Origin of the sequence: Corallococcus carmarthensis (assembly GCF_003611695.1) — a bacterium.
Classification (GTDB): domain Bacteria; phylum Myxococcota; class Myxococcia; order Myxococcales; family Myxococcaceae; genus Corallococcus; species Corallococcus carmarthensis.
On sequence record NZ_RAWE01000044.1, the window covers coordinates 1 to 23,952 of the forward strand.

Annotated in this window: 22 protein-coding genes; 8 read left to right on the forward strand and 14 right to left on the reverse strand. The window is 71.3% G+C overall.

Translation table 11 applies throughout. The features are described from left to right. Positions 1-873, forward strand: an 873-nt coding sequence (locus D7X32_RS14600) for a hypothetical protein (RefSeq protein WP_120603152.1), incomplete at its 5' end; no start/stop codon positions are given. A gap of 143 nt (positions 874-1,016) precedes the next feature. Further along, positions 1,017-1,526, forward strand: a complete 510-nt coding sequence (locus tag D7X32_RS14605) for a hypothetical protein (RefSeq protein WP_120603153.1) — start codon at positions 1,017-1,019, stop codon at positions 1,524-1,526. Here the strand turns inward: D7X32_RS14605 and D7X32_RS14610 are convergent. The 5 genes from D7X32_RS14610 to D7X32_RS14630 form a co-directional block, all read right to left on the reverse strand. Continuing rightward, the gene (locus D7X32_RS14610) at positions 1,495-2,808 is read right to left on the reverse strand and encodes a sensor histidine kinase (RefSeq protein WP_120603198.1); all 1,314 of its coding nucleotides are present in this window, start codon (positions 2,806-2,808) and stop codon (positions 1,495-1,497) included. The genes D7X32_RS14605 and D7X32_RS14610 overlap by 32 nt on opposite strands. A gap of 188 nt (positions 2,809-2,996) precedes the next feature. After that, a complete protein-coding gene (locus tag D7X32_RS14615; RefSeq protein ID WP_120603154.1) occupies positions 2,997-4,415 on the reverse strand; it encodes a sigma-54-dependent transcriptional regulator in 1,419 nt (472 codons plus the stop codon). A 30-nt stretch (positions 4,416-4,445) separates the two neighbouring features. Beyond that, complete coding sequence (locus D7X32_RS14620) at positions 4,446-6,866, reverse strand: ABC transporter permease (protein WP_120603199.1); 2,421 nt, start codon at positions 6,864-6,866, stop codon at positions 4,446-4,448. 16 nt (positions 6,867-6,882) lie between these two features. After that, positions 6,883-7,626, reverse strand: a complete 744-nt coding sequence (locus D7X32_RS14625; RefSeq protein ID WP_438359003.1) for an ABC transporter ATP-binding protein — start codon at positions 7,624-7,626, stop codon at positions 6,883-6,885. Beyond that, positions 7,626-8,870, reverse strand: a complete 1,245-nt coding sequence (locus D7X32_RS14630; RefSeq protein ID WP_120603201.1) for an HlyD family secretion protein — start codon at positions 8,868-8,870, stop codon at positions 7,626-7,628. The genes D7X32_RS14625 and D7X32_RS14630 overlap by 1 nt, the downstream gene beginning before the upstream one ends. A 219-nt stretch (positions 8,871-9,089) precedes the next feature. Between D7X32_RS14630 and D7X32_RS14635 the strand changes: the two genes are divergently transcribed. After that, positions 9,090-10,151: a hypothetical protein gene (locus tag D7X32_RS14635; RefSeq protein WP_147450148.1), complete on the forward strand. Its 1,062-nt coding sequence runs from the start codon at positions 9,090-9,092 to the stop codon at positions 10,149-10,151. A gap of 14 nt (positions 10,152-10,165) precedes the next feature. Here D7X32_RS14635 and D7X32_RS14640 read toward each other — a convergent pair whose 3' ends face one another. The 4 genes from D7X32_RS14640 to D7X32_RS14655 are packed head-to-tail and all read right to left on the reverse strand — an operon-like array spanning position 10,166 to position 14,171. Further along, positions 10,166-11,911 carry a hypothetical protein gene (locus D7X32_RS14640; RefSeq protein WP_120603156.1) on the reverse strand — a complete coding sequence of 582 codons (1,746 nt, stop codon included), beginning with the start codon at positions 11,909-11,911 and terminating at the stop codon, positions 10,166-10,168. Between the two features lie 33 nt (positions 11,912-11,944). After that, a complete protein-coding gene (locus D7X32_RS14645; RefSeq protein ID WP_120603157.1) occupies positions 11,945-12,793 on the reverse strand; it encodes a hypothetical protein in 849 nt (282 codons plus the stop codon). Between the two features lie 60 nt (positions 12,794-12,853). Beyond that, the gene (locus D7X32_RS14650; RefSeq protein ID WP_120603158.1) at positions 12,854-13,423 is read right to left on the reverse strand and encodes a hypothetical protein; all 570 of its coding nucleotides are present in this window, start codon (positions 13,421-13,423) and stop codon (positions 12,854-12,856) included. Between the two features lie 16 nt (positions 13,424-13,439). Next, positions 13,440-14,171, reverse strand: coding sequence for a hypothetical protein (locus D7X32_RS14655; protein ID WP_244239010.1), 732 nt, complete (start codon positions 14,169-14,171; stop codon positions 13,440-13,442). 38 nt (positions 14,172-14,209) lie between these two features. Between D7X32_RS14655 and D7X32_RS14660 the strand changes: the two genes are divergently transcribed. Then, positions 14,210-15,757, forward strand: a complete 1,548-nt coding sequence (locus D7X32_RS14660) for an AMP-binding protein (RefSeq protein WP_120603160.1) — start codon at positions 14,210-14,212, stop codon at positions 15,755-15,757. Positions 15,758-15,956: 199 nt separating this feature from the next. After that, positions 15,957-16,325, forward strand: coding sequence for a response regulator (locus D7X32_RS14665; RefSeq protein ID WP_120603161.1), 369 nt, complete (start codon positions 15,957-15,959; stop codon positions 16,323-16,325). A gap of 13 nt (positions 16,326-16,338) precedes the next feature. Here the strand turns inward: D7X32_RS14665 and orn are convergent, their stop codons facing one another. Both orn and D7X32_RS46725 read right to left on the reverse strand, forming a co-directional pair. Next, positions 16,339-16,890: an oligoribonuclease gene (gene orn, locus D7X32_RS14670; protein ID WP_120603162.1), complete on the reverse strand. Its 552-nt coding sequence runs from the start codon at positions 16,888-16,890 to the stop codon at positions 16,339-16,341. Between the two features lie 64 nt (positions 16,891-16,954). Then, on the reverse strand, positions 16,955-17,518 hold the full coding sequence (locus D7X32_RS46725; protein WP_244239011.1) for an OsmC family protein: 564 nt from the start codon (positions 17,516-17,518) through the stop codon (positions 16,955-16,957). A 47-nt stretch (positions 17,519-17,565) separates the two neighbouring features. Here D7X32_RS46725 and D7X32_RS46730 point away from each other — a divergent pair, with 47 nt between their 5' ends. Next, on the forward strand, positions 17,566-18,162 hold the full coding sequence (locus D7X32_RS46730) for a hypothetical protein (RefSeq protein WP_244239012.1): 597 nt from the start codon (positions 17,566-17,568) through the stop codon (positions 18,160-18,162). Here the strand turns inward: D7X32_RS46730 and D7X32_RS14680 are convergent. Continuing rightward, complete coding sequence (locus D7X32_RS14680) at positions 18,159-18,614, reverse strand: archease (RefSeq protein WP_120603163.1); 456 nt, start codon at positions 18,612-18,614, stop codon at positions 18,159-18,161. The genes D7X32_RS46730 and D7X32_RS14680 overlap by 4 nt on opposite strands. 60 nt (positions 18,615-18,674) lie before the next feature. Next, complete coding sequence (locus D7X32_RS14685) at positions 18,675-19,361, reverse strand: phosphoribosyltransferase (protein ID WP_120603164.1); 687 nt, start codon at positions 19,359-19,361, stop codon at positions 18,675-18,677. A 123-nt stretch (positions 19,362-19,484) separates the two neighbouring features. Here D7X32_RS14685 and D7X32_RS14690 point away from each other — a divergent pair, with 123 nt between their 5' ends. Both D7X32_RS14690 and D7X32_RS14695 read left to right on the forward strand, forming a co-directional pair. Beyond that, complete coding sequence (locus D7X32_RS14690; protein ID WP_120603165.1) at positions 19,485-20,405, forward strand: ribose-phosphate diphosphokinase; 921 nt, start codon at positions 19,485-19,487, stop codon at positions 20,403-20,405. 11 nt (positions 20,406-20,416) lie between these two features. Continuing rightward, on the forward strand, positions 20,417-21,169 hold the full coding sequence (locus D7X32_RS14695; RefSeq protein WP_120603166.1) for an enoyl-CoA hydratase: 753 nt from the start codon (positions 20,417-20,419) through the stop codon (positions 21,167-21,169). Positions 21,170-21,247: 78 nt separating this feature from the next. Here the strand turns inward: D7X32_RS14695 and D7X32_RS14700 are convergent, their stop codons facing one another. Continuing rightward, positions 21,248-23,839, reverse strand: a complete 2,592-nt coding sequence (locus D7X32_RS14700; RefSeq protein WP_341868131.1) for a M1 family metallopeptidase — start codon at positions 23,837-23,839, stop codon at positions 21,248-21,250. Positions 23,840-23,952: the final 113 nt, after the last annotated feature.

Sequence of the window (23,952 nt, forward strand, 5' to 3'; positions counted from 1 at the left end):
ACCGTGGCCCTCCCGCCCGCGCCCCCCGCGCCGCCCCTGCCGGAGACGGCGGACACGCTGGAGGTGGTGGACGGGGACACCGGCGAGTTCGTGCCCATCCTCGCCAGCGACCCGGAGCCCCTGCTGTGGGTCACGTCCGGTGGTGGGCTGGTCTGGCGCCAGAAGGGGACGGCCTCCCCGTGGACGCCTGGCGCCTATGTGATGGAGGACTTCGCCAGTCCCCGCGTCCAGCTGCGCGCCGCCAGCGGGGGTTCGTGGCTGTTCGAGCCCCTGGGCGGAGGGTCCAGCGCCGTCAACTTCCGGCTGGAGTGGCGCACCGGCGCCGAACCGCTGCCCGCGGGGACGCTGCGCCCGCTCAGCCGCGGCGCGACGTGCGAGCCGTCCTTTCCGGATGTCTGTCCATGGACGGATGGCCTGCTCACGCCGGTGGACTTCTGGGAGAAGGAGACCGACCCCCGCTTCCACAGCGTCGTCATCACCCTGCCCCAGCCGGGCCTGCCCCGCCGCGCGGTGGTGCGCGGGCTGAACTACGCGCAAGGCTGGGGTGGCAAGGATTGGCTCGTCCTGGAGGGCAGTGCGGACGGTGAACAGTGGCAACCGCTGGCGCGCGTCATGCTTCGGGACATGAGCTCGCTGGAGATGTCCCTGCGCGATGCGCGGTTCGGCTTCTTCCTCGAGGCGCTCGGCGACGAATCCCCCTATGGAGACGGGCCGATCCGTCTGGGCGTCCTGGAGCCGGCCTTCCAGGACGTGCCCCTGTCCAGCGTGGGGCCCGTGCGCTTCGTGCGGCTCTCCGTGGAATCCCTTAGCTACGACGGCACCAGCCCACCTGCTGAGTTCTATACCCTCTCCGAGGTGTCCATCTTTGAATAGTCTTTGCGGGAGTCAATCCAACCCATGGAGATTGCTTGGGTGGGATGAAGCCTGGGAGTCCTGCCCAATCAAATAAATCAAGAAATAAAGGGCGAACCGTTCTTCTCGTGTAGCACCGCTCATTCGTGCCCGAGGAGGGCCCCATGATTGCGCTGACCTGGACGTATGGGCAGCTCCTCAAGGGACTGACGGAGCGGGTGCGCCGGGTGTTGCTGGTGCAGGTGCTCATCCTGGCGCCGAGCTTCGGGGTGCTGGAGCTGAACCCGGTAGGTCCTTCGCACCACGGGCTTTCACTGACACGTCTGGCGCTGTGGGGCTGCGCCGTGGGGCTGTTGTGGACCCTGCACCGGTATGCCTTTGGACGCTCACGGGTGGCGTCGTGGCGGCGCGTGCTGTGGGTGACGGGGCTGTGCTGGCTGGGCCAGTGGATGGGGGGCTACGTCGCGGTGGAGGCGCTGCCGCGCTCGCTCCAGCAGTGGTCGGCGGCACGGTGGATCCACGTGGGCTTCAGCGTGATGTTCTTCTGGGCGGCGACCGCGCTGCTCTACCGGCTGGCCGCTCCGGTCCCCGAACCTGACGTTGTTCCCGCCGCTCCCGACGCGGCATCCGCCAAGAAGGGCTTCACGCGCGCGGGCCGTCCAGCGGGAGCCTGAGCCTCGCCCGGCAGCCCTTGCCGCCGGTGCGGTTCTCCAGGCGCAAACCGCCTCCGTGCGCTTCGGCGATCTGCCGGCTGAGCGCCAGACCGATGCCATTGCCCTGCGGCTTGGTGGTGAAGAAGGGCACGAAGAGGTTCGCGGTGTCCGCGAGGCCGGGGCCTTCGTCCTCCACCCAGACCTCCACGGCGCCGGGCGTGTGCACCGCCCAGGAAACCCAGACACCGCCCTGGCCGCCGTCCTCCGACAGGACCGCGTCCACGGCGTTGCGCACCAGGTTGATGAGCAGTTGTTCCAGCTGATCTCCATCTCCGGACACGGTGAGGACGGGGCCGGGGCGCACGGCGACGGGACGGCGCGGCTCCAGGGCCACCACGCGCCGCACCCAGGGCTCCACTTCGACGGGCCCCAGGGTGGGCGGGGGCAGGCGCGCGAGCCGTGCGTGCGCTGACATGAAGCGTGAGAGGGCTTCCGCGCGGCGGGCGATGATGCCCAGGCCGTGACGGGTGTCCTCCTCCCAGTCAGCGGGGCGCGGCACCTGGGCGACGGTGTCCCGGAGGGCGTCCGCGATGGATTGGATGGGAGTGAGGGAGTTGTTGATTTCGTGGCTGAGCACGCGGACCAGCCGGCGCCAGGCCTCGCGTTCCTCCTCGCGCAATGCCAGACGCAGGTCGGTGAGCACGATGAGCTGGTGAGGCTGGCCGCCCTCGCGGAAGGTGCCTCGCCACAGCTCGTAGGGGCCGCCGTCCTGTTGCGCGAAGACGCGGGTGAGGCGGCGGGGGGCGGGGCCTTCCAGCAGTTCGCCCCAGCCGAGGGTTTCCGCGCGCTGGCCCAGGAGCTGTGCGCGCGGCAGGCCCACGAGCCGGGCGCCCGCGCGATTCACCAGCTTGAGGGTGCCGGTGGCGTCGAAGGCGAGCACCGCGACATCAATGGCTTCCATCACCTGGCCCAGCAGCGCGCCGGCCTCCAGTGCACCCAGGCGCTGTTCGCGCAGGGTGTCGCCCAGGGCGTTGACCTCCAGCAGCACCTCACCCAGTGGGTCGCCCGCGCGTCCGCCCCGGCCGCGCACGGAGTAGTCGCCTTCACGCAGGGCGGCCAGCAAGCCCGCGACGGTGTGCAGGGGCCGCACGACGCGCTCGCGGACCGCGAGGCAGGCTGCGGCGTGGACGCCCACCACGAGGACGGACAGCGTCCAGCGCACCTTCGCGGTGAAGTCCCCCGTCCAGAGGAGCGCGAGCGACACGAGGACCGCGGGCAGTCCCGCGAGGACCGCGAGCCACATCACGCGCAGGTCGTGCGGCACGGGCGTCTTCTGTTCGTGCGCGTGCTCTGTGCCGCGCGGGGCGTGCGGCACCGAGGTGCTCTGTTCGTGCGCGTGCGCCGTGACGCGAGGGTCGTGCGGCGCCGGCGCCTGCTGTGCCTCCGCGTGCTCCGTGACGCTCGGGTCGTGCGGCGCCGGGGGACTGCGTTTCACCGTGCGCCCTTGATGCCGTAGTACTGGAGCCGCCGGTAGAGCGCGCTGCGCGACAGGCCCAGCGCCTTCGCCGCTTCGCTCACGTTGCCGTCATGCCTGCCGAGGGCGCGCTCGATGAGGTAGCGCTCCACCTCTTCCAGCGTCATCTCCTCCAGGCGCGTGGTCCCCCCACTCGCGGGCCCCATCCGCTTGAGCAGCAGGTCCTCCGCCTCCACCCGGTCCCCCACCGCCATCAGCAGCGCGCGCTCCACCGCGTGCTCCAGCTCTCGCACGTTGCCCGGCCAGGGATACGCGATGAGCGCCTCCAGGGCTCCCGGCGCCAGGTGGATGTTGGGACGTCCGTAGCGCTGGCCCTGCGCCGCCAGGAAGTGCGCCGCGAGCAACGGGATGTCTTCTCGCCGCTCCCTCAACGGCGGCAGCTGCACCTCCACCGTGTTGAGCCGGTAGAGCAGGTCCTCGCGGAACCGTCCCTCCACCACCGCCCGGCCCAGGTCCACGTTCGTCGCGCTCACCACGCGCACGTCCACGCGCCGCGTCCGCGATGAGCCCACCGGGTGCAACTCCCCCGTCTGGAGCACCCGCAGCAGCTTCGCCTGCTGCGCGAGCGGCATGTTTCCAATCTCATCCAGGAAGAGCGTGCCGCCGTCCGCCAGTTCGAAGCAGCCGATGCGGTCCGCCTTCGCGTCCGTGAAGGCTCCCTTCACGTGGCCGAAGAGCTCGCTCTCGAAGACACCCTCGGACAGGCCGCCGGAGTTCACCGCGACGAAGGGCCGGTCCGCGCGGGGGCTCGCCGCATGGAGGAGCCGCGCCACCACCTCCTTGCCCGTGCCGTGCTCCCCCGTCACCAGCACCGGCGCGGAGGACGGCGCCACCCGCTCGATGAGCCTGCGCACCGGCTGCATCGCCCGCGACTCGCCCACCAACGGAGAGCGTCCTCCCTGCTCGCGGCGCAGGTGCTGGTTCTCCTCCTCCAGCCGCCGGCTGCGCTGCAACGCGCGGGACAATTCCAACTGTGTGCGCAGCGTGGCCAACAGGCGCGTGTTGTCCCAGGGCTTCTGCACGTAGTCGCGCGCGCCCAGGCGCATCGCCTCCACCGCGCCCTCCACGCTGCCCCACGCCGTCATCACCACCACGGGCAGCAGGGCATCCCGCGCTCGCAGCGCGCCCAGCAGGTCCAGGCCCTCGCGCCCGGACGTCGTGTCGCGCGCGTAGTTGAGGTCCATCAACACCAGCTCCACGTCCTCCGCGTCCAGCGTGGCCTTCACGCCCGAGGGAGACTGCGCGCTCACCACGGTGTAGCCGTCGCGCTTGAGCAAGAGCCGCAACGCCTCCAGCACGTCCGGCTGGTCGTCGGCGACGAGGATGCGGGTGGGACGCGGAGGGGAGGCGGTGGGCTGGGACACGGAGGACACCACGGCGCGGAACTGTGCCAGAAAGGAGGGACGTCAGTCGGCCCGGAGCGCGATGATGGGGTCCACGCGCGTCGCCCGTCGAGCGGGCAGCCACGACGCCCCCAGCGCCACCCCGGTCAGCAGCAGCGCGACCCCGCCGAACGTCCACGGGTCGTCCACCGACACGCCATACAGCAGCGCCCCCAACAACCGCGCCAGTCCCAATGACAGGCACAGCCCCACCGCCACGCCCGTGAGCGACAGCCGCAGGCCCTGCGCCAGCACCAGCCGGAGCACGTCGCCTCGCGCCGCGCCCAATGCCATGCGGATGCCCAGCTCCCGCGTGCGCTGGGTCACCGAGAAGGCGATGACGCCCGACAACCCCAGCGCCGCGAGCAGCAACGCGACGCCCGCGAACAGGCCCATCACCAGCGCGGACAACCGCCGGGGCCCCGTGGCCTGGTTCATCCGCTGCGTGAGCGGAGACACGTCGAACAGCGGCAGGTCCGCGTCCACCGCGCGCACCTCCGCCTCCACCTGCGCGCGCAGCGCCTCCGGGTCACCCGACTTCACGCGCACCGCCAGACCCATGTACACGGACGGCAGCTGCGGCAGCGAGTAGTACGCGGCCGGGCGCGCCGGCACGTCCAGGCCCCACTCGCGCAGGTCGTCCACGATGCCCACCACCGTGGCCCACTGCATGTCCTGGCCGTGCAACTTCACCCGGTGCCCCAGGGCGTCGCCCTTGGGCCAGAAGAGGTTCGCGAAGGAGCGGTTGATGACCACCGCCCAGGGCGCATCCGGCCCGTCCGAGTCCTCCAGCAGCCGGCCCTGCCGCAGGTGGACGCGCAACGCGTGCAGGTAGCCGGGGGTGGCGGCGCGGAACTCCACCGCCTTCCACAGCTCGCCCTGCTGGCGCGGTCGTCCGTCGATGTCGAAGCTGTTGTCCATGGAGCCCCCCAGCGGGAGGACGTTCGTGAGCCCCGCGGACTCCACGCCCGGCAACACCTGGAGCCGTGGCAGCAGGGCCTGCTGGAAGGCCGCCTGTTTCGCCCGGTCCGGGTACTGCACCCGGGGCAGCGCGAGCGCTCCCGTCAGCACGCCGTCCGACACGAAGCCCGCGTCCACCCGCTGGAGCGCGAGGAAGCTCTTCACGAACAGGCCCGCCCCCACCAGCAACACCAGCGCGAGCGACACCTGCGCCACCACCAGCGCGGCGCGAATCCGGCCCGTGCGGTGGCTCCCCGTGGCGCGTGCGCCCTCGCGCATCGCCGCGTGCAGGTCCACGCGGCTGGCCTGGAGCGCGGGCACCAGCCCGAAGAGCACGCCCGTGAGCACCGACACCGCCAGCGTGAAGAGCACGGAGGCCACGTCCAGCTTCACGCCCTGGGCGCGCGGCAGGCTCTCACCCACCGTGGCCACCAGCGCGTCCGTACCCCACAGCGCGAGCAGCAGCCCCACCGCGCCCGCCACCAGCGACAGCACCAGGCTCTCCGTGAGGAACTGCGCCACCAGCCGCATCCGGCCCGCGCCCAGCGCCGCGCGGATGGAGACCTCCCGGCCCCGGGACACCGCCCGCGCGAGCAGCAGGTTGGCCACGCTGGAGCACGCCACCAGCAGCACGAACCCCACCGCGCCCCAGAGCAGCCACAGCGTCTCGCGGACGCCGCCCACCACCTGGTCCTCCAGAGACTTCACGCTCATGGACCACCCCGCCTGCCGGTACTGGTCCACCAGGTCCGGAGTACGCGCGTTGCCCAGGCGCACCAGGTCCGCTCGCGCCGCGTCCAGCGTCATGCCCGGCTTGAGCCGCGCCATCACGCTGAGGAAGCGGTTGCCGCGCCGGGACTCCTCCTGCTGCTGCGGCGTGGGCGCGAAGGGCAACACCGCCTCCGTGTCCTCCGGGTAGACGCCGCCCGGCGGCAGCACCCCCACCACCGTGTGCGGCACCCCGTCCAGCCGCAGCACGCGCCCCAGCACCTCCGGGTCCTTCGCGAAGTGAGTGCGCCACGCGGCGTCCGTGAGCACGACGACCTGGTCCTTGCCCGGCGTCTCCTCTTCTTGCGTGAAGCCCCGGCCGAGCACCGGCGCGACGCCCAGCGTGGGCAGGAAGGACGCCGTGGCGATGACGACGCGCAGGCGCCGGGGAGACTCCCCACCCGTGAGCGTCATGTCGTCGGGCCGGAAGGCCGCCAGCGACGCGAAGGCCTTCGCGTGCGTGAGCATGTCCCGGTACTCCGGAATCGAGTTCGACACCTCCTTGAGTCCGAAGGCGTCGAAGTTCGGGGCCAGCAGCACCAGCCGCTCCGGCTGGGCGAACGGCGGCGGCGTGAGCAGCACGCCCTTCACCACGCTGAACACGGCGCTGTTCGCGCCGATGCCCAACGCCAGCGTCAGCACCGCCACGGCCACGAAGCCGGGGGCGCTCTTCAGGGAGCGCCACGCGTAACGCAAATCGCCGAGCAGGTGTTCCATGGTCATGTTCCCCGTGTCAGCGAAGCTGTTCGTCCTGCACGACGCGGCCGTCGAACAGGCTCACCGTGCGCGTGGCGATGCGCGCGTGCGCCGGGTCGTGCGTCACCATGCACAGCGTGGAGCCCGCCTTGTGCAGGTCGGACAGCAGCTGCATCACCGCCTCGCCGTTCTTCGAGTCCAGGTTGCCCGTGGGCTCGTCCGCCAGGAGGATGAGGGGGTCTCCCGCCACGGCGCGCGCCACCGCCACGCGCTGCTGCTGGCCGCCGGACAGCTGCCCCGGCAGGTGCCTCGCCCGGTGCGCCATGCCCACGCGCTCCAGGGCCCGCTCCACGCGCTGCTTGCGCTCCTGCGCGGGCAGCCCCCGGTAGGTGAGCGGCAGCTCCACGTTCTCGAAGACGGTGAGGTCGCCGATGAGGTTGAAGCTCTGGAAGATGAAGCCGATGTGCTGGTTGCGCACCTTCGCCCGGTCCGTGGGCGACAGCTCCAGCACGCTCCGGCCATCCAGCAGGTAGCTGCCGCGCGTGGCGGTGTCCAGGAGGCCCAGCACCGCGAGCAGCGTGGACTTGCCGGAGCCGGACGGGCCCACGATGGCCACCCATTCGTTCTGCCGGATGGTGAGCTGGATGTTGGAGAGGGCGTGCGTCTCCACCTCCTCCGTCTCGAACACCTTGGTGAGCCCGTCGAGCTGGAGCAGGGCCCGGCCCGGCACCGCGCCAGGCACCGCGCCCTTCGCCTCGCTGTCGTTCGTCATCGTCGTCATCATCGCAGCCTCACGCGCTCCACCGCATCCCACGCGGTCATGTCCGACAGCACCACCTGATCGCCTTCTGAAAGTCCCTGCACGACCTCCACCGCGTTCACCGAGCCGCGGCCCAGCTTCACGGGGATGCGCACCGCCTCGTCGCCGCCGGGCATCAGCCGGAAGAGCGCCAGCGTGCTCTCCGCCTGCGCTCCCGCCGGACGGCCCACGGACAGCACGTCGTCCAGCCGCTCCAGCTCCACGGTGCCCTCCACGGTGAGGTCCGGCCGGGCGCCCTTGGGCAGCGCGTCCGGCAGTGACACCTCCACGCGCACCGTGCCCTGGCTGGCCGCGGGGGCCACGCGCGCCACGATGCCCTCCACGATGCCGTTGCGCGTGTCCACCTGCGCCTTCAGGCCCGGGAGGATGTCGCGCGCCTGCGTCTCCGCGATTCTCAGCTCCGCCTTGAGCCGCTCCGGCTTCACCACCTTGGCCAGGAGCACGCCGGGCGTCACCCACTGGCCCAATTCCAAAGGCAGCTCCTGGAGCACGCCGTCCTCGCCCGCGAGCACCTTCATGGACTCCACCTGCTGGCGGCGGAAGCGCGCCACGGCCTTCAGCCGCTCCACCTGTTCCTGTTGTGAAGCCAGACGCTGGCGCAGGCTCTGGGACATGACGTCCAGGCGCTGGCGCTCCAATTCCAGACGCTGGCCGGCCTCCTGCGCCTTGTCCTGGGCCTGGCGCGTCTCCAGGTCGCCGGCGAAGGACTTCTGGAACAGCGCCGTGTTGGCCTGGGAGCGGCGGGTGGCGTCGGCGGCCTCGGCGGTGAGGGCGGCCACGGTGGCCTGCTGGGACAGCCGCTGCGTCTGGAGCACCTCGCGCAGCTCCAGGAAGTCGCCTTCGGCGCTCGCGAGCTGGCGTTCGGCCTCCAGGGCCTGGAGCTGCACGTCCGGGTTGGACAGCTCCAGGAGCAGCGTGCCGGCGGTGACGGTGGCGCCGGGCCGGACGTGGATGCGCTCCACGCGGCCGGCGGTGTCGGCGGTGAGCCAGCGGATGGACTCCGGCACCAGCGAACCGGTGCCCTTCACCTGGCGCACCAGCGGGCCGCGCTTCACGGTGTCCAGCCACACCGAAGCCTTGTCCACCGTGGGCGCCGCGGGGCGCAGCCGGGACAGGCCCACCGTCACCGCCACGAGCAGGGCGAGGCCCAGGGCGGCCAGGAGATAGGGTTTGCGGCGCGGGGTGCGGGCCTTCGGGATGTCCACGTCCCGGGCCATAGCGAGCCGTGTGCCAGCGCTTCGAGCCGGGGCAAGCGCCCGGAAACACGGGGATGGCGGCGGGAAGGCTGGCCGCGTTGACCGCTTGCGCGAAGGGCGCGTCCCAGGAACGGACACCGCGAAGAAGTGTGCTGGTGTTGAATAGAAACAGCGTCAGGCCGTCTGCCTGCCCGATTCAATTCCCACACAACTTCAAGGAACACCCCGATGCGCTCCACCGCTCTCCGGATGCGCGCCAGCATGCTGCTGGCCGCGACCCTGCTGCCGTTCTCCGCCCTGGCCGACACCGTGTACCTGCAGCTCAAGGACGTGGGCAGCGACGTGGATGCAGCGGGCCTGGCCGCGGCCACCGTGGCGGAGCGGACGCGCTACGGCATCGAGGAGGCGCTGAAGACGTCCTCCACGCAGGCCATCCTGATGGATCCGCAGCACGAGGGCGCGCCGGACCTGACGCTGAGCGCGAAGGTGACGCGCGCCGGGGAGAAGTACCGGCTGACGTATCTGCTGAGCACGACGCATGAGCCCGTGCGCACCAAGACGCTGTCGTACGAGTTCGTCAATCCCAGTCTGAGCGACCGGGGCTCGGTGGCGATGGCGCAGGCGCTGCTGAGCGAGGCCCAGAAGCTGGAGACCGCGAGCCAGGAGACGCCCGTGGCGGCGGCCGGGACGGAGGAGGTGCCCCTGGTCCAGGCGGACGCACCCGCGGCGGAGGGGCCCGGCCAGGACTCGACGGGGCGCGAGCTGGAGAGCGAGGCACCGCGCCGGGGCGGTGGCCGGACGAACCTGGACCTGGGTCTGGCGCTGGGCTTCAACAGCCCGTCGGGCATCTTCGGCGGTGAGCTGGAGTTCCGGGTGGTGCCCAAGCTGGGGCTCAACCTGAGCGCCGGCACGGGCGCCTGGGGCTTCCGCGTGGGGCCGCTGGCGCGCCTGTATCCGCTGGGCGAGGCGCGCACGAGCCCCTTCCTGGAGGCGGGCATGAGCTTCAACATGGGCACGAAGTCGACGAGCACGCTCACCTTCGACGGCGAAACGGAGGAGTTCACGACGGAGAAGCTGCTCACGCCGGTGGCGACGCTGGCGGTGGGCATGCGTCAGTCGATGGGCCCCATGTACCTGGGGCTGCGCGTGGGTTGGGGCTTCCGCCTGCGTGAGGACAACTGGCGCACGTCGGACGGCCGCGACCCGAACCTCTTCGATGCGCTCGATATCGGCACCAGCCAGCACGGCGGCTTCCTGTGCAGCGTCACGCTGGGCGTGTCGGTGTTCTAAGGCGCCCACGGCCTTCAGGGCACGGGCGCCCCGTCCTCCAGCAGCCGCTCGCGGACCGTGTCCCCGGAGCGGCAGTAGCGCAGCGCCCAGTAGAACATCGCCCACGACTTGCCCGCCGGCATGGGCCACTCGTCGAGCATCTGCAGGCCCAGGTGCATCCACTGCGCCAGGGTCTCCGAGGCCGCGCTGTTGCCGTGGGCCAGGCCCTCGTGGAGGACGTACTGCCAGGTCCCGGACTCCATCACCGTGTCCGCGTGGACGCGGTAGGCGAACGCGTGGGTGGACTCCAGCTCGACGCGCAGGTGCTGGTGGATGGGGATGTGAGGCTCACCCGCGGCGGCGTAGGGACCGGAGGCGTCCCACCCCCACAGGTGCTTCTCCTTGTCCGACGTCGGCAGCCAGCGCCAGTGCATGTGCAGGCAGTCGTGGATGCAGAAGGGCGCCATGGCGATGCTGTCCAGGTGGAACCCGGGCTTGCCGTAGCGCTCCCGGATGCTCTGGGGGGCCTTCATGGGCGGCGCGATGTGGATGTTGTCGAAGTAGCCCTGGCGGCGATTCATCGGCTGCGGGTACGCGACGTACTCGCGGCCATTCCAGAGGCGGGACACGAAGCCGGGCTTGCCCGGGTCCTGGGACAGGTCCGGCGAGGCCATGAGGTAGCTGGTGCCCGCCGGCACGTTCGTGCGCACGCGCGAGAACATGGAGCTCCACAGCGGCGGGCCGGACAGGTTCGCGAGGTTCTGCCAGGACACAAGGCCCACGTTCGAGTCCGACCAGAACCCGGTGGCCATCTCATGCACCATCAGGTCCGGATCGTTCGGGTCCCCGGGCGACCCCGGCCCGGGGGCCGGCGGCGTGGTCGGAGGGATGTCCATGGCGTGCATGACGTGGCCGTCGTGCGCGCCGTTGCCGTCATGCGCGCCGTGGCCGTCATGCGGACCGTGGCCGTCGTGCGGCGCGTGGGGGTCATGGGGCTCACCCGTGGGAGGCGTGGGACCGGTCCCCGGGTGGGCCATTCCGGACACGGGCGGACGGCGGATGCTGATGGCCGCGGCCATGCGCTCCAGCGGCCGGTTGCAGATGAACATCAGGTGGGGCCGGAAGCGCGAGGTGGCCGCCAGGCCATGGGGTGTGTAGTCGTTGCGTTCGGTGCAGCAGACGAACTCCGCGCAGACGAGCACGCGCAGCGGGATGAGCTGGAGCGTGCCCGTCTCCGTGCGCTTCACCTTCATCTCGCCGGGCGCGGGGGGCGTCGCGCACGGTTCGGGCATGAAGTCATCGCGCTCCAGCACGTCGCGCGGAATGGGCTCCAGGGTGACGGTGCCGGGCGCGGCGCGCAGGTTCACCTGGAAGCCGAAGACGAGCAGCATGCTCCGGTCGATGTCGGCGGGGATCCAGTAGGAGGACTGGCCCTGGGTGATGGAGCCGCGGGACGCTTCGTACCGGCGCAGGAGGAATTCCTCCGTCAGCTCCAGCTTCAGCGCCGCGCCCCGGTGGACGAGCTCGATGGGGTGCCAGACCAGCTCATCCAGGACGGGGAGGGTCTGCGCGGGGAACCAGGGCGTCTCGCGCAGGCGGTGGGTGACGTGCGTCACGCGGTCGGCCTGTTTCGCGGCGTGGGTCCAGCCCCAGAAGGCGCCGGTGCCAGACGTGGAGCCCCCGGCACCGCGTGAGGCGCCCTTGTCGAAGGACTGGAACTTCGCACCGGGAGCCGCGGTGAGCAGCATCGTGGCCTTCAACAGCGTGTCGAGGTTCGGCATGGGGTCGGAGAGGTGTCGTGCGGGGAGAGGAGGTCAGACCCGGTCCGGAACGGTATCGACGGTCCAGGTGCCCGGGATCGCGGCGGACTGGGGCGCCCGGTCGTCCAGGACCTCGAGCAGCGTGTAGACGTCCTTGGTGCTGGCGCGGGGGATGAAGATGTCGCCGGCCTCGTCGGATTCGAACTCGCGCGTCGCGCCGTCCGGGCAGAGGACGCGCACGCGGCAGTGCGGAATGGGGTTCTGGTCCAGCGTGTCGTCCGCCAGGTGGAACACCGGGACGTCAGGCGTGAGGCGCAGGAGGCCGGACAGGCGGACCTCGCAGCGGGAGTCGCAGCAGGAGAACGGGGAGCCGATGAGCGACTTCTCGAACGCGTCCAGCCGGACCTGGCCGGGCGTCTTGGGAAGGGTCAGGGACAGCATGGCGTCGACGTTGAACTCTTCGTTGACGTGCCCCTGGGCGGGCTTGGGCGGTGAGGTATCCCAGACATCGATGCGGTGCTTCAGCGTGAACGGGCCCATCGAACCCATCCGGAGGTAGGCCTCGTGCTTCTCCTCCGTGGTCAGCTCCAGGTTCACGTCGGAGGGTTGGGTGACACCGCCGAAGGTGGAGCGGCCTCCCCGGCGGATGGTCTCGCCGCCGCCGCCCTGGAACTCGAGCTCGTTGAAGATCCGCGCCTGGACGCGGAGGGTCACCTTCTCGTTCCGGAAGTAGGGCCTGTCGCCGTGCGCGGCCACCAACTGGAACGTCCCGACCGCGGACAGCGTGACGTCGTGGGTGGTGTAGCCGTGGATGGCGGGCATCGTCTCCTCGCGCGACCGGTGCGAGGCGCTCAGGTGCACGCGGCAATACAGCGCGGGGACGTTGAACCAGGGACTGGTCATGGAGACAGGACTCGGATGTTCGGGCGCGGAGCGGCGTGAAACGTATCACACGCATGCGACCTACTGACGGGGCACGGGAGCCGGTGAGCCCGCGTCCTGCCAGGAGAGCGGCAGGAACGGCGAGGGCCCGTCGTTCAGCGCGTCCGGGGACGCACTGCCGGGCTCTCCCAGCGTGGAAGGCACACCGGCATCCGCATGCGCTGAGACATCGGGCTGGCCGTCGATAAGCCGCCGGAGGATCCGGCCGTCCCGGTGGATGGCGTAGCTCGCCCCTGAATCCAGCGCGGGCTGCGTGCGGCCACATGCCCTTGGGTCTTCGTCGATCCGGATGAAGATGAGGTCTCCCTGACGGACGACCCGGTACTGCTGGGACTCCCAGCGGCTTCCACAGGACACGGTGGTGTCCTGGGATGGAAGCAGATCCCGGGTGGCGACGGTGAGCGCCCGCAGCGTGTCGCCATCCAGCTCGTACACCGTGCCTTCTGTCCCTAGCGGGACAGCGGGCTGAGAGAAGAACGCTGGAAAGAGGATGGAGGGGTCCTCTTCCACTTTCGTGGGAGGGGGTGAGGAGGCCCTCAAGCAGCCCGTCAACACGAGCACGGAGGTCAGGATGGAATGAGTCCTCTTCATGAAGCGCTCCTGGCTGCTACTTCTGGTCGATCCGGTAGTGCATCTCATCCTGCCAGGTGACCGTACCCAGCACTTCCTGGCGCCATCCAGTCCTGGCTCCTCCAGTCCACCTCTTCAGTTCGCCCGTCACCGGGATGTACTGGAAGAAACCGTCGCACGAGGGATGGTCCAGATCATCGGAGTTCGAAAAGAACGCGACGATCGACAGAGGAACCTTCTTCCCGCCTATCTCCATGACCCATCCATGCACACGCCCCATGGAGACGATCATCCGGAGGTCTCCATCCGAGAGATGCCCCTCGTAAGGATGGTTGTGCAGGGCGAAGACGTACTTGAGGCTTCCTGCCGGAAACCGGGCATCGTCGACAGTCTCGGGCAGCAGACAGCTCTTCCGGCGGTCCAGATCATCCAGGGCTGACTGGTCCGTCAGCATGCTCATCTCGTACTTGCCGGCTGGCGTGTAATACAGCCAGGCGCAGTACTCCTTCGACACGCGCCAGCGGACATCGAAGTCCTGGGCGCCCTTGCGTCCCGCGGTCGCGTGGGGCCTGGAAAGAATCACGGGGCACGCGGCCATCAACGCGTCGGAGAAGGTATTGAACGGACCGAAGCCAGGCATCGGTCCCGGAAGACTGGCCAGCCTTTCGCCGGGTCTGCCCCGGACGACGCCGGGCGTGGGCTGTGGCGCGGAACACGACAGGCTCATGAGCAGCCCTGTGACCCGCAGCAACCGCCGACGTACGGACATGCGCCCAGCGTATCCCGTCCCGGGTAGGCTCGCGCGCCATGCCGGCCTCCCTGCTCGAAGTGTTCCTGGACCACGCCCGTCACGAGCCCGCGCGGCCGCTGCTCTCCTTCGAGGGCAAGCGCTACACGCGCGGCCAGCTGGCGGAAGCCGTCACCGCGTTCGCTCGCGGCCTCAAGGCCCGGGGACTGGCTCCGGGTGACCGCGTCGCCCTCTTCCTGGAGAACAGCGACGCGTTCGTCATCACGTGGCTGGGTGTGCAGGCGGCGGGCTGCGTCGCCGTGCTCGTCAACACCGCGTACCGCCAGGTGGAGCTGGCCCACATCCTCTCCGACGCGGAGGTGAAGGTCTGTGTCACCGGCACCTCCGGCGCCTCGGAGCTCGCGCCGCTGCGCGACCAGCTTCCATCGCTGCAATGGCTCATCACCGTGGAGCCGCCTCCACCGGGGCTCCCCGCGTCACTGCCCACCGTGGCCTTCGACGCCATCATGGAGCAGGGCACCACCTCCACCGCGTCCCTGCCCCTGCCGCGCGCGGAGGACCTCGCGGTGCTGGGCTACACGTCTGGCACCACCGGCCGCTCCAAGGGCGCCATGCTCCAGCACCGGCAGCTGCTCGCCAACGTGCGCGCCGTCACCGAGGCGTGGCGCTGGACCGACGCGGATCGGCTCCTGCTCACCCTGCCGCTCTTCCACACCCACGGCCTCATGGTGGGCCTGCACGGCACGCTCTTCACCGGCGCCAGCGCGGACCTGCGCCGCCGCTTCGTCGCGTCCGACGCGCTCACCGCCCTGCGCGACGATGCGTCCCTCACCCTCTTCTTCGGCGTGCCCACCATGTACGGCCGCCTGCTGGAGGAATCCCGCCGCACCGGCGTGACGCCGCGCCGCTTGCGCCTCTGGGTCTCCGGCTCCGCCCCCCTGAGCCCCCAGCTGTGCCTGGACATCGAGGCGCGCTTCGGCGCCCGCATCCTGGAGCGCTACGGGATGACGGAGACGCTCATGAACACCACCCAGCCCTACGACGGCGAACGCCGCCCCGGCACCGTGGGCATGCCCTTCCCCGGCCAGGAGGCCCGCGTCGTGGACGTGCGCTCGCGCCAGCCCCTGCCCCGTGGAGAGACGGGCGAAATCGAGGTCCGCGGCCCCCACGTCTTCACCGGCTACTGGCGCCGCCCGGACGCCACCGCCGAAGCCTTCGACGCCGACGGATGGTTCCGCACCGGCGACCTGGGCGAGTGGGACCCCGACGGATTCCTGCGCATCACCGGCCGGGCCCGGGAGCTCATCATCAGCGGTGGCTTCAACATCTACCCCCGCGAAGTCGAAGAGGTCCTCACCGCGCACCCCGCCGTCGCCGAGGCCGCCGTGCTGGGCCTGCCCGACCCGGACTTCGGCGAACAGGTCGTCGCCGTCATCGTCCCCCACCCCGGCGCCCCCACCGACGCCCAGGCCCTGGTGGACTGGTGCCGCGAGCGGTTGGCCGCCTTCAAGAAGCCCCGCCGCGTCGTCTTCACCGACGCCCTGCCCCGCAACGCCCTGGGAAAGGTGCAGAAACACGTCCTCAAGGAGCGCCTGTCGGCCTCCTAGGGACACATCCACCGCCATCCGCTCAACAGAAACCACACTGTCCCCTGGCCGAAATGGCGGGCAGCCCTACCTTGTCCGGCAACAGAAACCGGAGCCACCGAGTGAAGTCCCATCCCGCCCACATCCCATGCGACATGCCCCTGGCCTCCTGGCCGGCGGGGATGCCGTGCGACGTGCGCGCGGTCGAGGTGGCCCCCGCATGAAGCGGTTGCTCATCGTCGACGACGAGCTCGCCATCGTGGAGGCGCTCGAGGACATCCTGTCCCTGGAGGGCTACGACATCGTCACCGCCTACAACGGCGACGAGGGCCTCCAGCGGCTCCTGGCCTCCAAGCCGGACCTGGTGCTCCTGGATTTGATGATGCCGGTGATGGACGGCGGAGAGCTCTTGCGCCGCATCCGCGCCCACCCGGACCTGCAGGACCTGCCCGTGGTGGTGATGAGCGCGGGCCGCCTCACGGACGAGGAGCGCCGCGCCAGTTCACACTTCCTGGCCAAGCCCTTCGAACTGGACGACCTCTTGGGCACCATCGCGAAGCAGCTGCCCGCCGAAGAGGCCCGCGCGTAGCGCGCCTCCCCGTTCAGCCCGGCGTCGCGCGGAAGAGGATGTCCCGGTAGTACTGCAGCTCGCTGATGCTGGAGCGCAGGTCCGCGAGCGCGGTGTGCCCGCTGGGCGGCTTGCGCGGCTCCACCAGCGCCGGGTACCAGGCGCGCACCAGCACCTTGAGGCTCGTCACATCCACCATGCGGTAGTGCAGGTAGCGGTCCAGCATGGGCATGTGGTCGATGAGGAAGCGCCGGTCCGTGTGGATGGAGTTGCCCGCGAGGATGCCCTCGCCCAGCTCGCAGTACTCCGCGATGAAGGACGTCACGTCGCGCTCCGCCACGCGCAGGGACGTGTTCGACGCGCGCACCTTCTCCAGCAGGCCGTTCTTCGTGTGCATCTCGCGCACGACGGGCTCCATGCGCTGGAGCATCTCCTCCGGCTGCCAGATGACGCGCTCGAACTCCCCCAGAGGGCGCAGGTCCGGGCCGGTGACGATGACGCCCACCTCGATGATGCCGCAGGTCTCAGGGTCCAGACCCGTCATCTCCAGGTCGAGCCACACAAGGCGGGGTTCACGGGAAGGCATGTCCGAAGGATCCTGGTCGCGAAGAGAAGAAACGTCCCTATAGCAGCCCAGGGCCCCGGTGCACTCACTCCGTGGATGAATCGTCCCGCCGCGTCCGCACGTCCACCTTGGATTCGAGCGTGCGGTGCACCGGGCACAGGTCCGCGATGCGCAGCAGCTGGGCCCGCTGCTCCTCCGTCAGGGGACCCTCCAGCCGGACGAGCCGCTCCAGCCGGTCCACGCGCCCCACCCGCGACTCGCACTCCGCGCCGTCCTTCGCGTGCACCTTGTCGTGCGACAGGCGCACCCGCACCCGGGTGAGGGGCCAACCCTGACGGTCCGCGTACATGCGCACCGTCATGGACGTGCACGCGCCCAGCGCCGCCGCCAGCAGCCCGTACGGCGTGGGCCCTGAGTCCTGTCCGCCCAGCGTCAGCGGTTCATCCGCGCGCAGCCAGTGCGGCCCCACGCGGATGTCCTGGGCCAGCCCGCCCTCGGATGCCTCGCGCACCTCCACCTGCCCCTCCGGCAGGGGCTCCGTGCGCTCGCGCAGCGGCGCCACGTGCCGCACGGCCCACGGGCCCAGCACGTCCGCCGCGTAGCCCGCGTCCGCCTGCCGGGAGAGGAAGTGGTCCGCCCCGTCCAGCATCACGAGGCTCGCGGGCCGCCGCCGCGCACGTCACCAGCCGGCGCGCGTTGTCCAGGCCCACGTGGCGGTCCTCCGGCGCGTGCATCACCAGCAGCGCGCCCGGGAACGCGCCCAGCGCCTTCGACACCGCGCTGGCGTCGATGGCGGTGAGGAAGTCGCGCTTCAGCTTCAGCCGGCCGGGCTCCAGCCGCAGCTCCCCTTCCCCCGCCTCCCGCTCACGCGGGGACAGGAGCGCGAGCACGTCCTTCGCGCCCGCGGGGGTGTTCACCAGCGCGACGGCCGCCACGTTGGGCAGCCGGGGCAGCGCCGCCGCCACCGCCGTGCCGCCCAGGCTGTGCCCCACGAACAGGCGGGGCACGGGCGCTCGCATGGAGAGCCACGCCGACGCGGCCACCACCGTGTCCACGCTGGGCAGGGTGTCCGGGGGCGCGGCCGCCGTGGCGCTGGCGGGGACCTCCGTGAAGTCCAGGCGCAGCACGGCGAACCCCCGTGACACCAGCGCGCGCGCCAGCCGCTCCGGCCCGGGCGAGTGGCCCAGGCACGCGAAGCACGACACCAGCACCGCGGAGGCCGCGGGGACGCCCGGAGGCAGCTCCAACCGCCCCGCGCCGCCGGGGAAGGAGACCGCCCGCGCGGGCATCTAGAAGTCCACCAGCGCCTCGGCGGTCCACACGCCTTCCGGCCCCTGGCGCACGGAGACCTGGGTGAACGACGCGCCCGTCACCGCCACGCTGGTGCCATGGCGCGCCTGCCCCGCGCGCTCGCCGAAGCCGTGGCCGAAGAGGTTCAGTCCGTCCAGGCGCACCACGAAGCACTGGAAGCGCAGGCGCCGTCCGGCCATCGCGCCCACCACCTCCCGCAGCCAGTCCGCGAGCAGCTGGTCATGGTCCACCGACTGGCAGTCCACCTCCAGCTCCTCGTGCGCCTCCACGCTCCGGGGGTCCGTCACCAGCGCGCACAGCCCCAGCGCCGCCATCTCGAAGGCCTGCTCCATGGAGCGGCCCACGCCCCGCACCCCGAGCAGCTCGTCGCGCGTGAAGTGTTCCCAGTGCGTCCGGGGCCTGCGGTCTTCCGCATGCACGGTTTCCACGTCCATACCTCCTCCTCGGGTCCTCGTCGGTCCCTGTTCGTTCCCTCGCGCCCGTCGCGCGGTCCGTCAGAACCACCACCCGCCCGCCACGTCGGGCGCCACGCCCGCGGCCCGCTTCGGTCCGGCCTCCCGGGCGCGCAGGAGCCAGCGCCGCAGCTCGTCCTGGGTCAGCGCGGGGAAGGTGTCGTAGGCCTCGGAGACCTCGCGCAGCGTGGGGTCCAGCGTCAGCGTGTGCACCGCGTCCGCGCGGCCCCGGATGAGCTCCAGCGCCCTGGGCGTCGCCACGCCCACCGCGACGACGCGCTGACGCGCGCCCTGCTGCTTCAGCGCCAGCAGCGCCGCGGCCACGGTGGCCCCCGTCACCATCCCGTCATCCACCAGCAGCACCGTGCACCCGCGGATCCGCGGCGTGAGGCCGCCTCGCAGCTGCCGGGCCTGCCGCTCCACGTCGTCCACCTCGTCATGCACGAAGCGCTGGAGCGCTTCCCCCGGCAGCTTCGCCTGGCGCGCGGCCTGGGGGTCCAGGTACAGCCCGCCGCCTTCCGTCACCGCGCCCAGCGTGAGCCGGCCCCCCGGCACGTGCATCCGGCGCGCGACCCACAGGTCCAGGGGCTTCTCCAGCGCCCGGGCCACCTCGTACGCCACGCGCAGCCCCCCGCGCGTCAGCCCCAGGACGCACACGTCCCCGGCGCGGTAGGGCGTCAGCACCCCCGCGAGCTTCTGCCCCGCCTCCGCCCTGTCCCGGAAACGCATTGGAAAGCCTCCACCTCCGGAAGGTGTTGTTGCTTCCAGAACGCGGCGGCGGAGGCGCGGACAGTGGCTCTCCTGGCGGGATGCCCGGGAGGCCAGGGCACCGCGAGCAGATCCCGCGCTAGGGTGCGGTCCATGACGCCATTCGCCCTCGTCGTCGGCAGTGCCAGTCCCCACCTCGGCCGCGCGCTCGCCCAGGCGTCCGGCACGGAGCCGGTGGGAGTGAAGCGGGAGCGCTTCCCGGATGGGGAACTGCACATCGAGGTGCCCCCCGAGGAGGTGCGAGGCCGCCGCGTCGTCGTCCTCCAGTCCTCCACCCCGCCCGTGGGGGAGAACCTGCTGGAGCTGCTCCTGCTCGCGGACGCGTGCTGGCGGGCGGGCGCGGCCTCGCTGGAGGCGGTGATTCCCTACGTGGGCTACGCGCGCCAGGACCGGCGGGCCCGGGCGGGCGAGCCCCTGGGCGGACGTCTGGTGGCCGACATGGTGTCCCATGGCCGCTTCTCCCGGGTGTTCACCGTGGACCTGCACAACCCGGCGTTGGAGGGCTGCTTCGGCGCCCCGCTGGAGCACCTGTCCGCGCTGCCGCTGCTGGCGGACGCGCTGCGCCCCCACGTCACCGACAAGACCGTGGTGGTGGCGCCGGACCTGGGCGCGGTGAAGCGGGCGGAGGCGCTGGCGAAGCTGCTCGGCCGCCCGTGGGCGGTGGTGCACAAGGCGCGGCTGAGCGGCAACGACGTGGAGACGCTGGGCCTGCTGGGCCAGGTGCGCGGCATGCGCCCCATCCTGGTGGACGACATGGTGTCCACCGGCGGCACGCTGGCGGCGGCGGCGAAGGAGCTGAAGGGCGAAGGCTGCGTGGACGACTTCATCCTCGCCACCACGCACGCCCTGCTGGTGGGCCCCGCGCTGGAGCGCCTGCAGGGCGTGCCGGTGAAGCGGCTGGTCAGCACGGACAGTGTGGAGCCCCGCCTGGAGCTGCCCTTTCCCCACCAGGTGGTGACGCTGGCCCCGCTGCTCTTGCGCGCACTGCGGCCCGACGCGCGTTAGTCTGCCCGGCCATGTCCGACACGCTTCTGACGCAGCTCGACGCCGGGGTCTTCACCGTCACCTTCAACCGGCCGGAGAAGAAGAACGCCTTCACCCACGCCATGTACGAGGCCGCCACCGCCGCCCTCCTGGAGGCGGACCGCCGCGACGACGTCCGCGTGGTGCTCCTGTCCGGCGCGGGCGGCGCGTTCACGGCGGGCAACGACATTGGCGACTTCCTGGAGCACCCGCCCACGGGTGAGGACAGCGCGGTGTTCCAGTACCTGCGCGCCCTGGCTGGCCTCTCCAAGCCCGTGCTCGCGGCGGTGGAGGGCGCGGCGGTGGGAATCGGCACCACGATGCTCCTGCACTGCGACTACGTGGTGGCCGGGGAGAAGGCGCGCTTCAGCATGCCCTTCGTCAACCTGGGCCTGTGCGCGGAAGGCGCCAGCAGCCTGCTCTTGCCGCGCATGGCGGGCTTCGCGCTGGCGTCGGAGCTCTTGCTGTTCGGCGACCCGTTCGACGCGGCCACCGCGCTGCGCGCCGGCATCATCAACAAGGCCGTCCCCGAAGCGCAGCTGAAGGAGGTGGCCACCGAGCGCGCCCGCGCCCTGGCCCAGCGTCCCGCCCAGGCGCTGAAGGTGACCAAGGCGCTCATCCGCGGCCCCCTGCGCGAGCAGGTGGACGCCGCCCTCAAGCGCGAGGGCGCCGAGTTCGTCCAGCGCCTGGCCTCCGACGAGGCGAAGGAAGCCTTCATGTCCTTCATGTCGCGCGGCCGGAAGTAGTCCCCAGCCCCTTCGCGACGAAGGCCTCACCCCCGGGTCCGCGTGCATGTCACGCGGACCCGGTGCCGCTTCAAGCGCCTAGCGCGGAGCGGGCGGCGCCTGCGGCGTCTTCGCCGGCTTGCCGGACAGGAAGGCCCCGATGCTCGCGCCCTGGGCCTCCTTCAGCGCGACGCACTGGTCCACGATCTCCAGCACCTGCCGCAGCACGCGCTCGGAGCCGGGCACCTTGTCCGTGCGCGGCTCGAAGAAGGCGGCCACCTCCTGGCGCTTGCCCGCGTCGCAGTAGCCGGAGGCCATGTACGGGAGGCGGGAGCCCATGCCCTCCGGCATCAGGCCCGGCTTGTCGCCGGTGCCCACCAGCGCGTCGAAGTGCGTCTTCACGAACTCCACCGCGGTGTCACGGGTGCGCGGGTCGCGCGACGCGCCGAAGAGCAGCCACAGGTTCTCCCGCATGTCCTGCTTCGGGTCGAGCAGCAGCTCCAGGTTCGCCTTCACGAGCTTCGGGTCCGTCACGTGGGACAGGCCGCCCAGCAGCTGCTGGCGCTGGTAGCGGTCCTTCTCCCCGCGCAGGGCCTCCATCAGCTTCGCGTGCAGGGCCGCGTCTCCGTGCTCCACCGCGATGGCGAGCACCGCGCCCACCACGTCCGGGGCCACCGCCTTGCGGTCCTTGAGCCACTGGTCCGCCAGCGTGCGCGCCTCGGCGACGAGCTTCGGGTCGTTGCCCTCGTTGCCGGCGAGCTCCAGCAGGTTCGGGCGGAGCAGGCGCACGTCCTCGCTCTCACCCGTGCGCGGCTTGAAGCCCAGCTTGCGCGCGCGCGGCCCGAAGGTGTCACGGACGTAGCGGGCGCGGTCCGCGTCCTGCGCCTCCGTGAGCAGCCGCGACGACACCAGGTCCATCAGCTCCAGGCCCGCCTCCAGCACCTGCCGGTCCGGGTCCTCCGCCACGCCCGTGAGCAGCGGCAGCGCGTCCGCCGCGGGCAGCAGGCCCGCCTGCGCGAGCGCCAGCGAATCCCCCAGCAGCACCACGCGCTCCGCGCGCGACAGCTTCGTCAGGCCGGACTTCATCAGCTTCGCGCGCGTGTCGTCGGCCAGACGCAGGCGGTAGTAGCCCGCGCCGTCCGCGTTGGGGAAGACCCACGCCGGGCACGCCTTCGCCTCCGGCAGCGCGACCTCCGCCTTCTCCTCCGTCATCAGCGTGCACGCGGTGGCGTCCTTGCCGGCGCCCGGGTACTTCACGCACACCGGCACCTTCCACGACTGCGCGCCCGGCGCATTGGAGCCCAGGCGCATGTAGCGCTGCTGGGTGAGGGCCACGCGCGGCTTGCCGCCGTCGCACAGCAGGGTCGCGGTGATGAAGGGCGCGCCCGTCTGGTCCAGGAAGCTGTTCATCACCTGGGCCACGTCCTTGCCGGACTCGGCGGACAGCGCGGCCAGGAAGTCCTTCGCGGTGGCGTTCTTGCCCGCGTGCGCGCGGATGTAGCGCTGGATGCCCTTCTGGAAGACGTCGCGGCCCAGCCACGTCTCCGCCATGGCCAGCACCGCGCTGCCCTTGCCGTAGGTGATGCCGTCGAAGGCGTTCTGGATGTCGCCCGCGTTCTGGATGGGCTGGCGGATGAAGCGCGCGGCCACCAGGCTGTCCGACTCCAGCGCGCCGTTGCGGTCCTGCACGCGCTCCACCGGCGCGTCCCACGTGGGCTGCCAGGACTCCACGATGCGCGGGGTCATCCACGAGGCGAAGGACTCGTTGAGCCACAGGTCGTCCCACCACGCCATGGTGACCAGGTCGCCGAACCACTGGTGCGCCAGCTCGTGCACCTGCGTGTTCGCGAACGCGCGCTGGCGCCACAAGGCGTCCTCCTCCGGCTTCGCCAGGATGAGGCGCGAGTTGAACGTCACGAGGCCCGGGTTCTCCATGGCGCCGCCCATCAGCGGCACCGCGAGCACGTCCAGCTTCTCGTACGCGTACGGGATGCCGAAGTACGCCTCCAGGCGCTCCAGGATGTCCGGCGTCACCTTCGCGGCCCACGCGCCTTCGCTGGCCCGGCCGCGCGGCGTGATGATGCGCGTCTTCACCTGCTTCTGCCCCGCGTCGCGCGCGGGCAGGAAGTCGAACGGGCCCACGCCAAAGGCGATGAGGTAGCTGGGCAGCGGCTGCGTGGGCGCGAAGCGGTAGATGTGCCAGCCGTCCGCGCCCTTCTCGTCCGCGAGCTGCGGCGTGTTGGTGACGGCCACGTTGCCTTCGGGCACGTGGAAGGTGAGCTGCCACGGCACCTTGAAGCCGGGCTCGTCGAAGGACGGGAAGGCGCGGCGGGCGCCCAGCGGCTCGAACTGCGTGTAGATGTACCAGTCACCGCCCTCGTTGACGCGGAAGGCGCCGGACGTCTCGCGCTCGGACGCGGTGCCCGTGTACGTGAGGTGCAGCTTCGCGCCGCCCACGACCACGGGCTTCTCCAGCGTCAGGCCCAGGAAGTCCTCTCCGGCGGAGGAGGCCTTGAGCGTCTGCGTGACGCCCGCCTGCTCCAGCGTGGCCTCCTTCACGATGAGGCCCTTGCCGTGCATCCACACGACGTTCGTGGCCTTGGCCACCTCCAGCATGACGTCGACGGTGCCTTCGAAGGACTCGGCCTTCGGATCCATCTTCAACACGATGGAGTACTTCGTGGGCCGCACGGCATCCGGCAGCCGCAGCGTGGGAGGAGTGGGCGCGGCGGCGGCCTGAACGGCAGGCCGCGGTTCAACGGCACCCGGAGCGGGAGCGTTGCCCTGTCGGGCACCGCATGCCG

What these genes read in the sequence shown, in the direction of transcription:
- D7X32_RS14605 (WP_120603153.1), top strand. Translation starts at nt 1,017, where the DNA reads ATGATTGCGCTGACCTGGACGTATGGGCAGCTCCTCAAGGGACTGACG.
- D7X32_RS14610 (WP_120603198.1), bottom strand. Translation starts at nt 2,808, where the DNA reads ATGTGGCTCGCGGTCCTCGCGGGACTGCCCGCGGTCCTCGTGTCGCTC.
- D7X32_RS14620 (WP_120603199.1), bottom strand. Translation starts at nt 6,866, where the DNA reads ATGGAACACCTGCTCGGCGATTTGCGTTACGCGTGGCGCTCCCTGAAG.
- D7X32_RS14625 (WP_438359003.1), bottom strand. Translation starts at nt 7,626, where the DNA reads ATGACGACGATGACGAACGACAGCGAGGCGAAGGGCGCGGTGCCTGGC.
- D7X32_RS14635 (WP_147450148.1), top strand. Translation starts at nt 9,090, where the DNA reads ATGCGCTCCACCGCTCTCCGGATGCGCGCCAGCATGCTGCTGGCCGCG.
- D7X32_RS14640 (WP_120603156.1), bottom strand. Translation starts at nt 11,911, where the DNA reads ATGCCGAACCTCGACACGCTGTTGAAGGCCACGATGCTGCTCACCGCG.
- D7X32_RS14645 (WP_120603157.1), bottom strand. Translation starts at nt 12,793, where the DNA reads ATGACCAGTCCCTGGTTCAACGTCCCCGCGCTGTATTGCCGCGTGCAC.
- D7X32_RS14650 (WP_120603158.1), bottom strand. Translation starts at nt 13,423, where the DNA reads ATGAAGAGGACTCATTCCATCCTGACCTCCGTGCTCGTGTTGACGGGC.
- D7X32_RS14655 (WP_244239010.1), bottom strand. Translation starts at nt 14,171, where the DNA reads ATGTCCGTACGTCGGCGGTTGCTGCGGGTCACAGGGCTGCTCATGAGC.
- D7X32_RS14660 (WP_120603160.1), top strand. Translation starts at nt 14,210, where the DNA reads ATGCCGGCCTCCCTGCTCGAAGTGTTCCTGGACCACGCCCGTCACGAG.
- D7X32_RS14665 (WP_120603161.1), top strand. Translation starts at nt 15,957, where the DNA reads ATGAAGCGGTTGCTCATCGTCGACGACGAGCTCGCCATCGTGGAGGCG.
- orn (WP_120603162.1), bottom strand. Translation starts at nt 16,890, where the DNA reads ATGCCTTCCCGTGAACCCCGCCTTGTGTGGCTCGACCTGGAGATGACG.
- D7X32_RS46725 (WP_244239011.1), bottom strand. Translation starts at nt 17,518, where the DNA reads ATGCTGGACGGGGCGGACCACTTCCTCTCCCGGCAGGCGGACGCGGGC.
- D7X32_RS14680 (WP_120603163.1), bottom strand. Translation starts at nt 18,614, where the DNA reads ATGGACGTGGAAACCGTGCATGCGGAAGACCGCAGGCCCCGGACGCAC.
- D7X32_RS14685 (WP_120603164.1), bottom strand. Translation starts at nt 19,361, where the DNA reads ATGCGTTTCCGGGACAGGGCGGAGGCGGGGCAGAAGCTCGCGGGGGTG.
- D7X32_RS14695 (WP_120603166.1), top strand. Translation starts at nt 20,417, where the DNA reads ATGTCCGACACGCTTCTGACGCAGCTCGACGCCGGGGTCTTCACCGTC.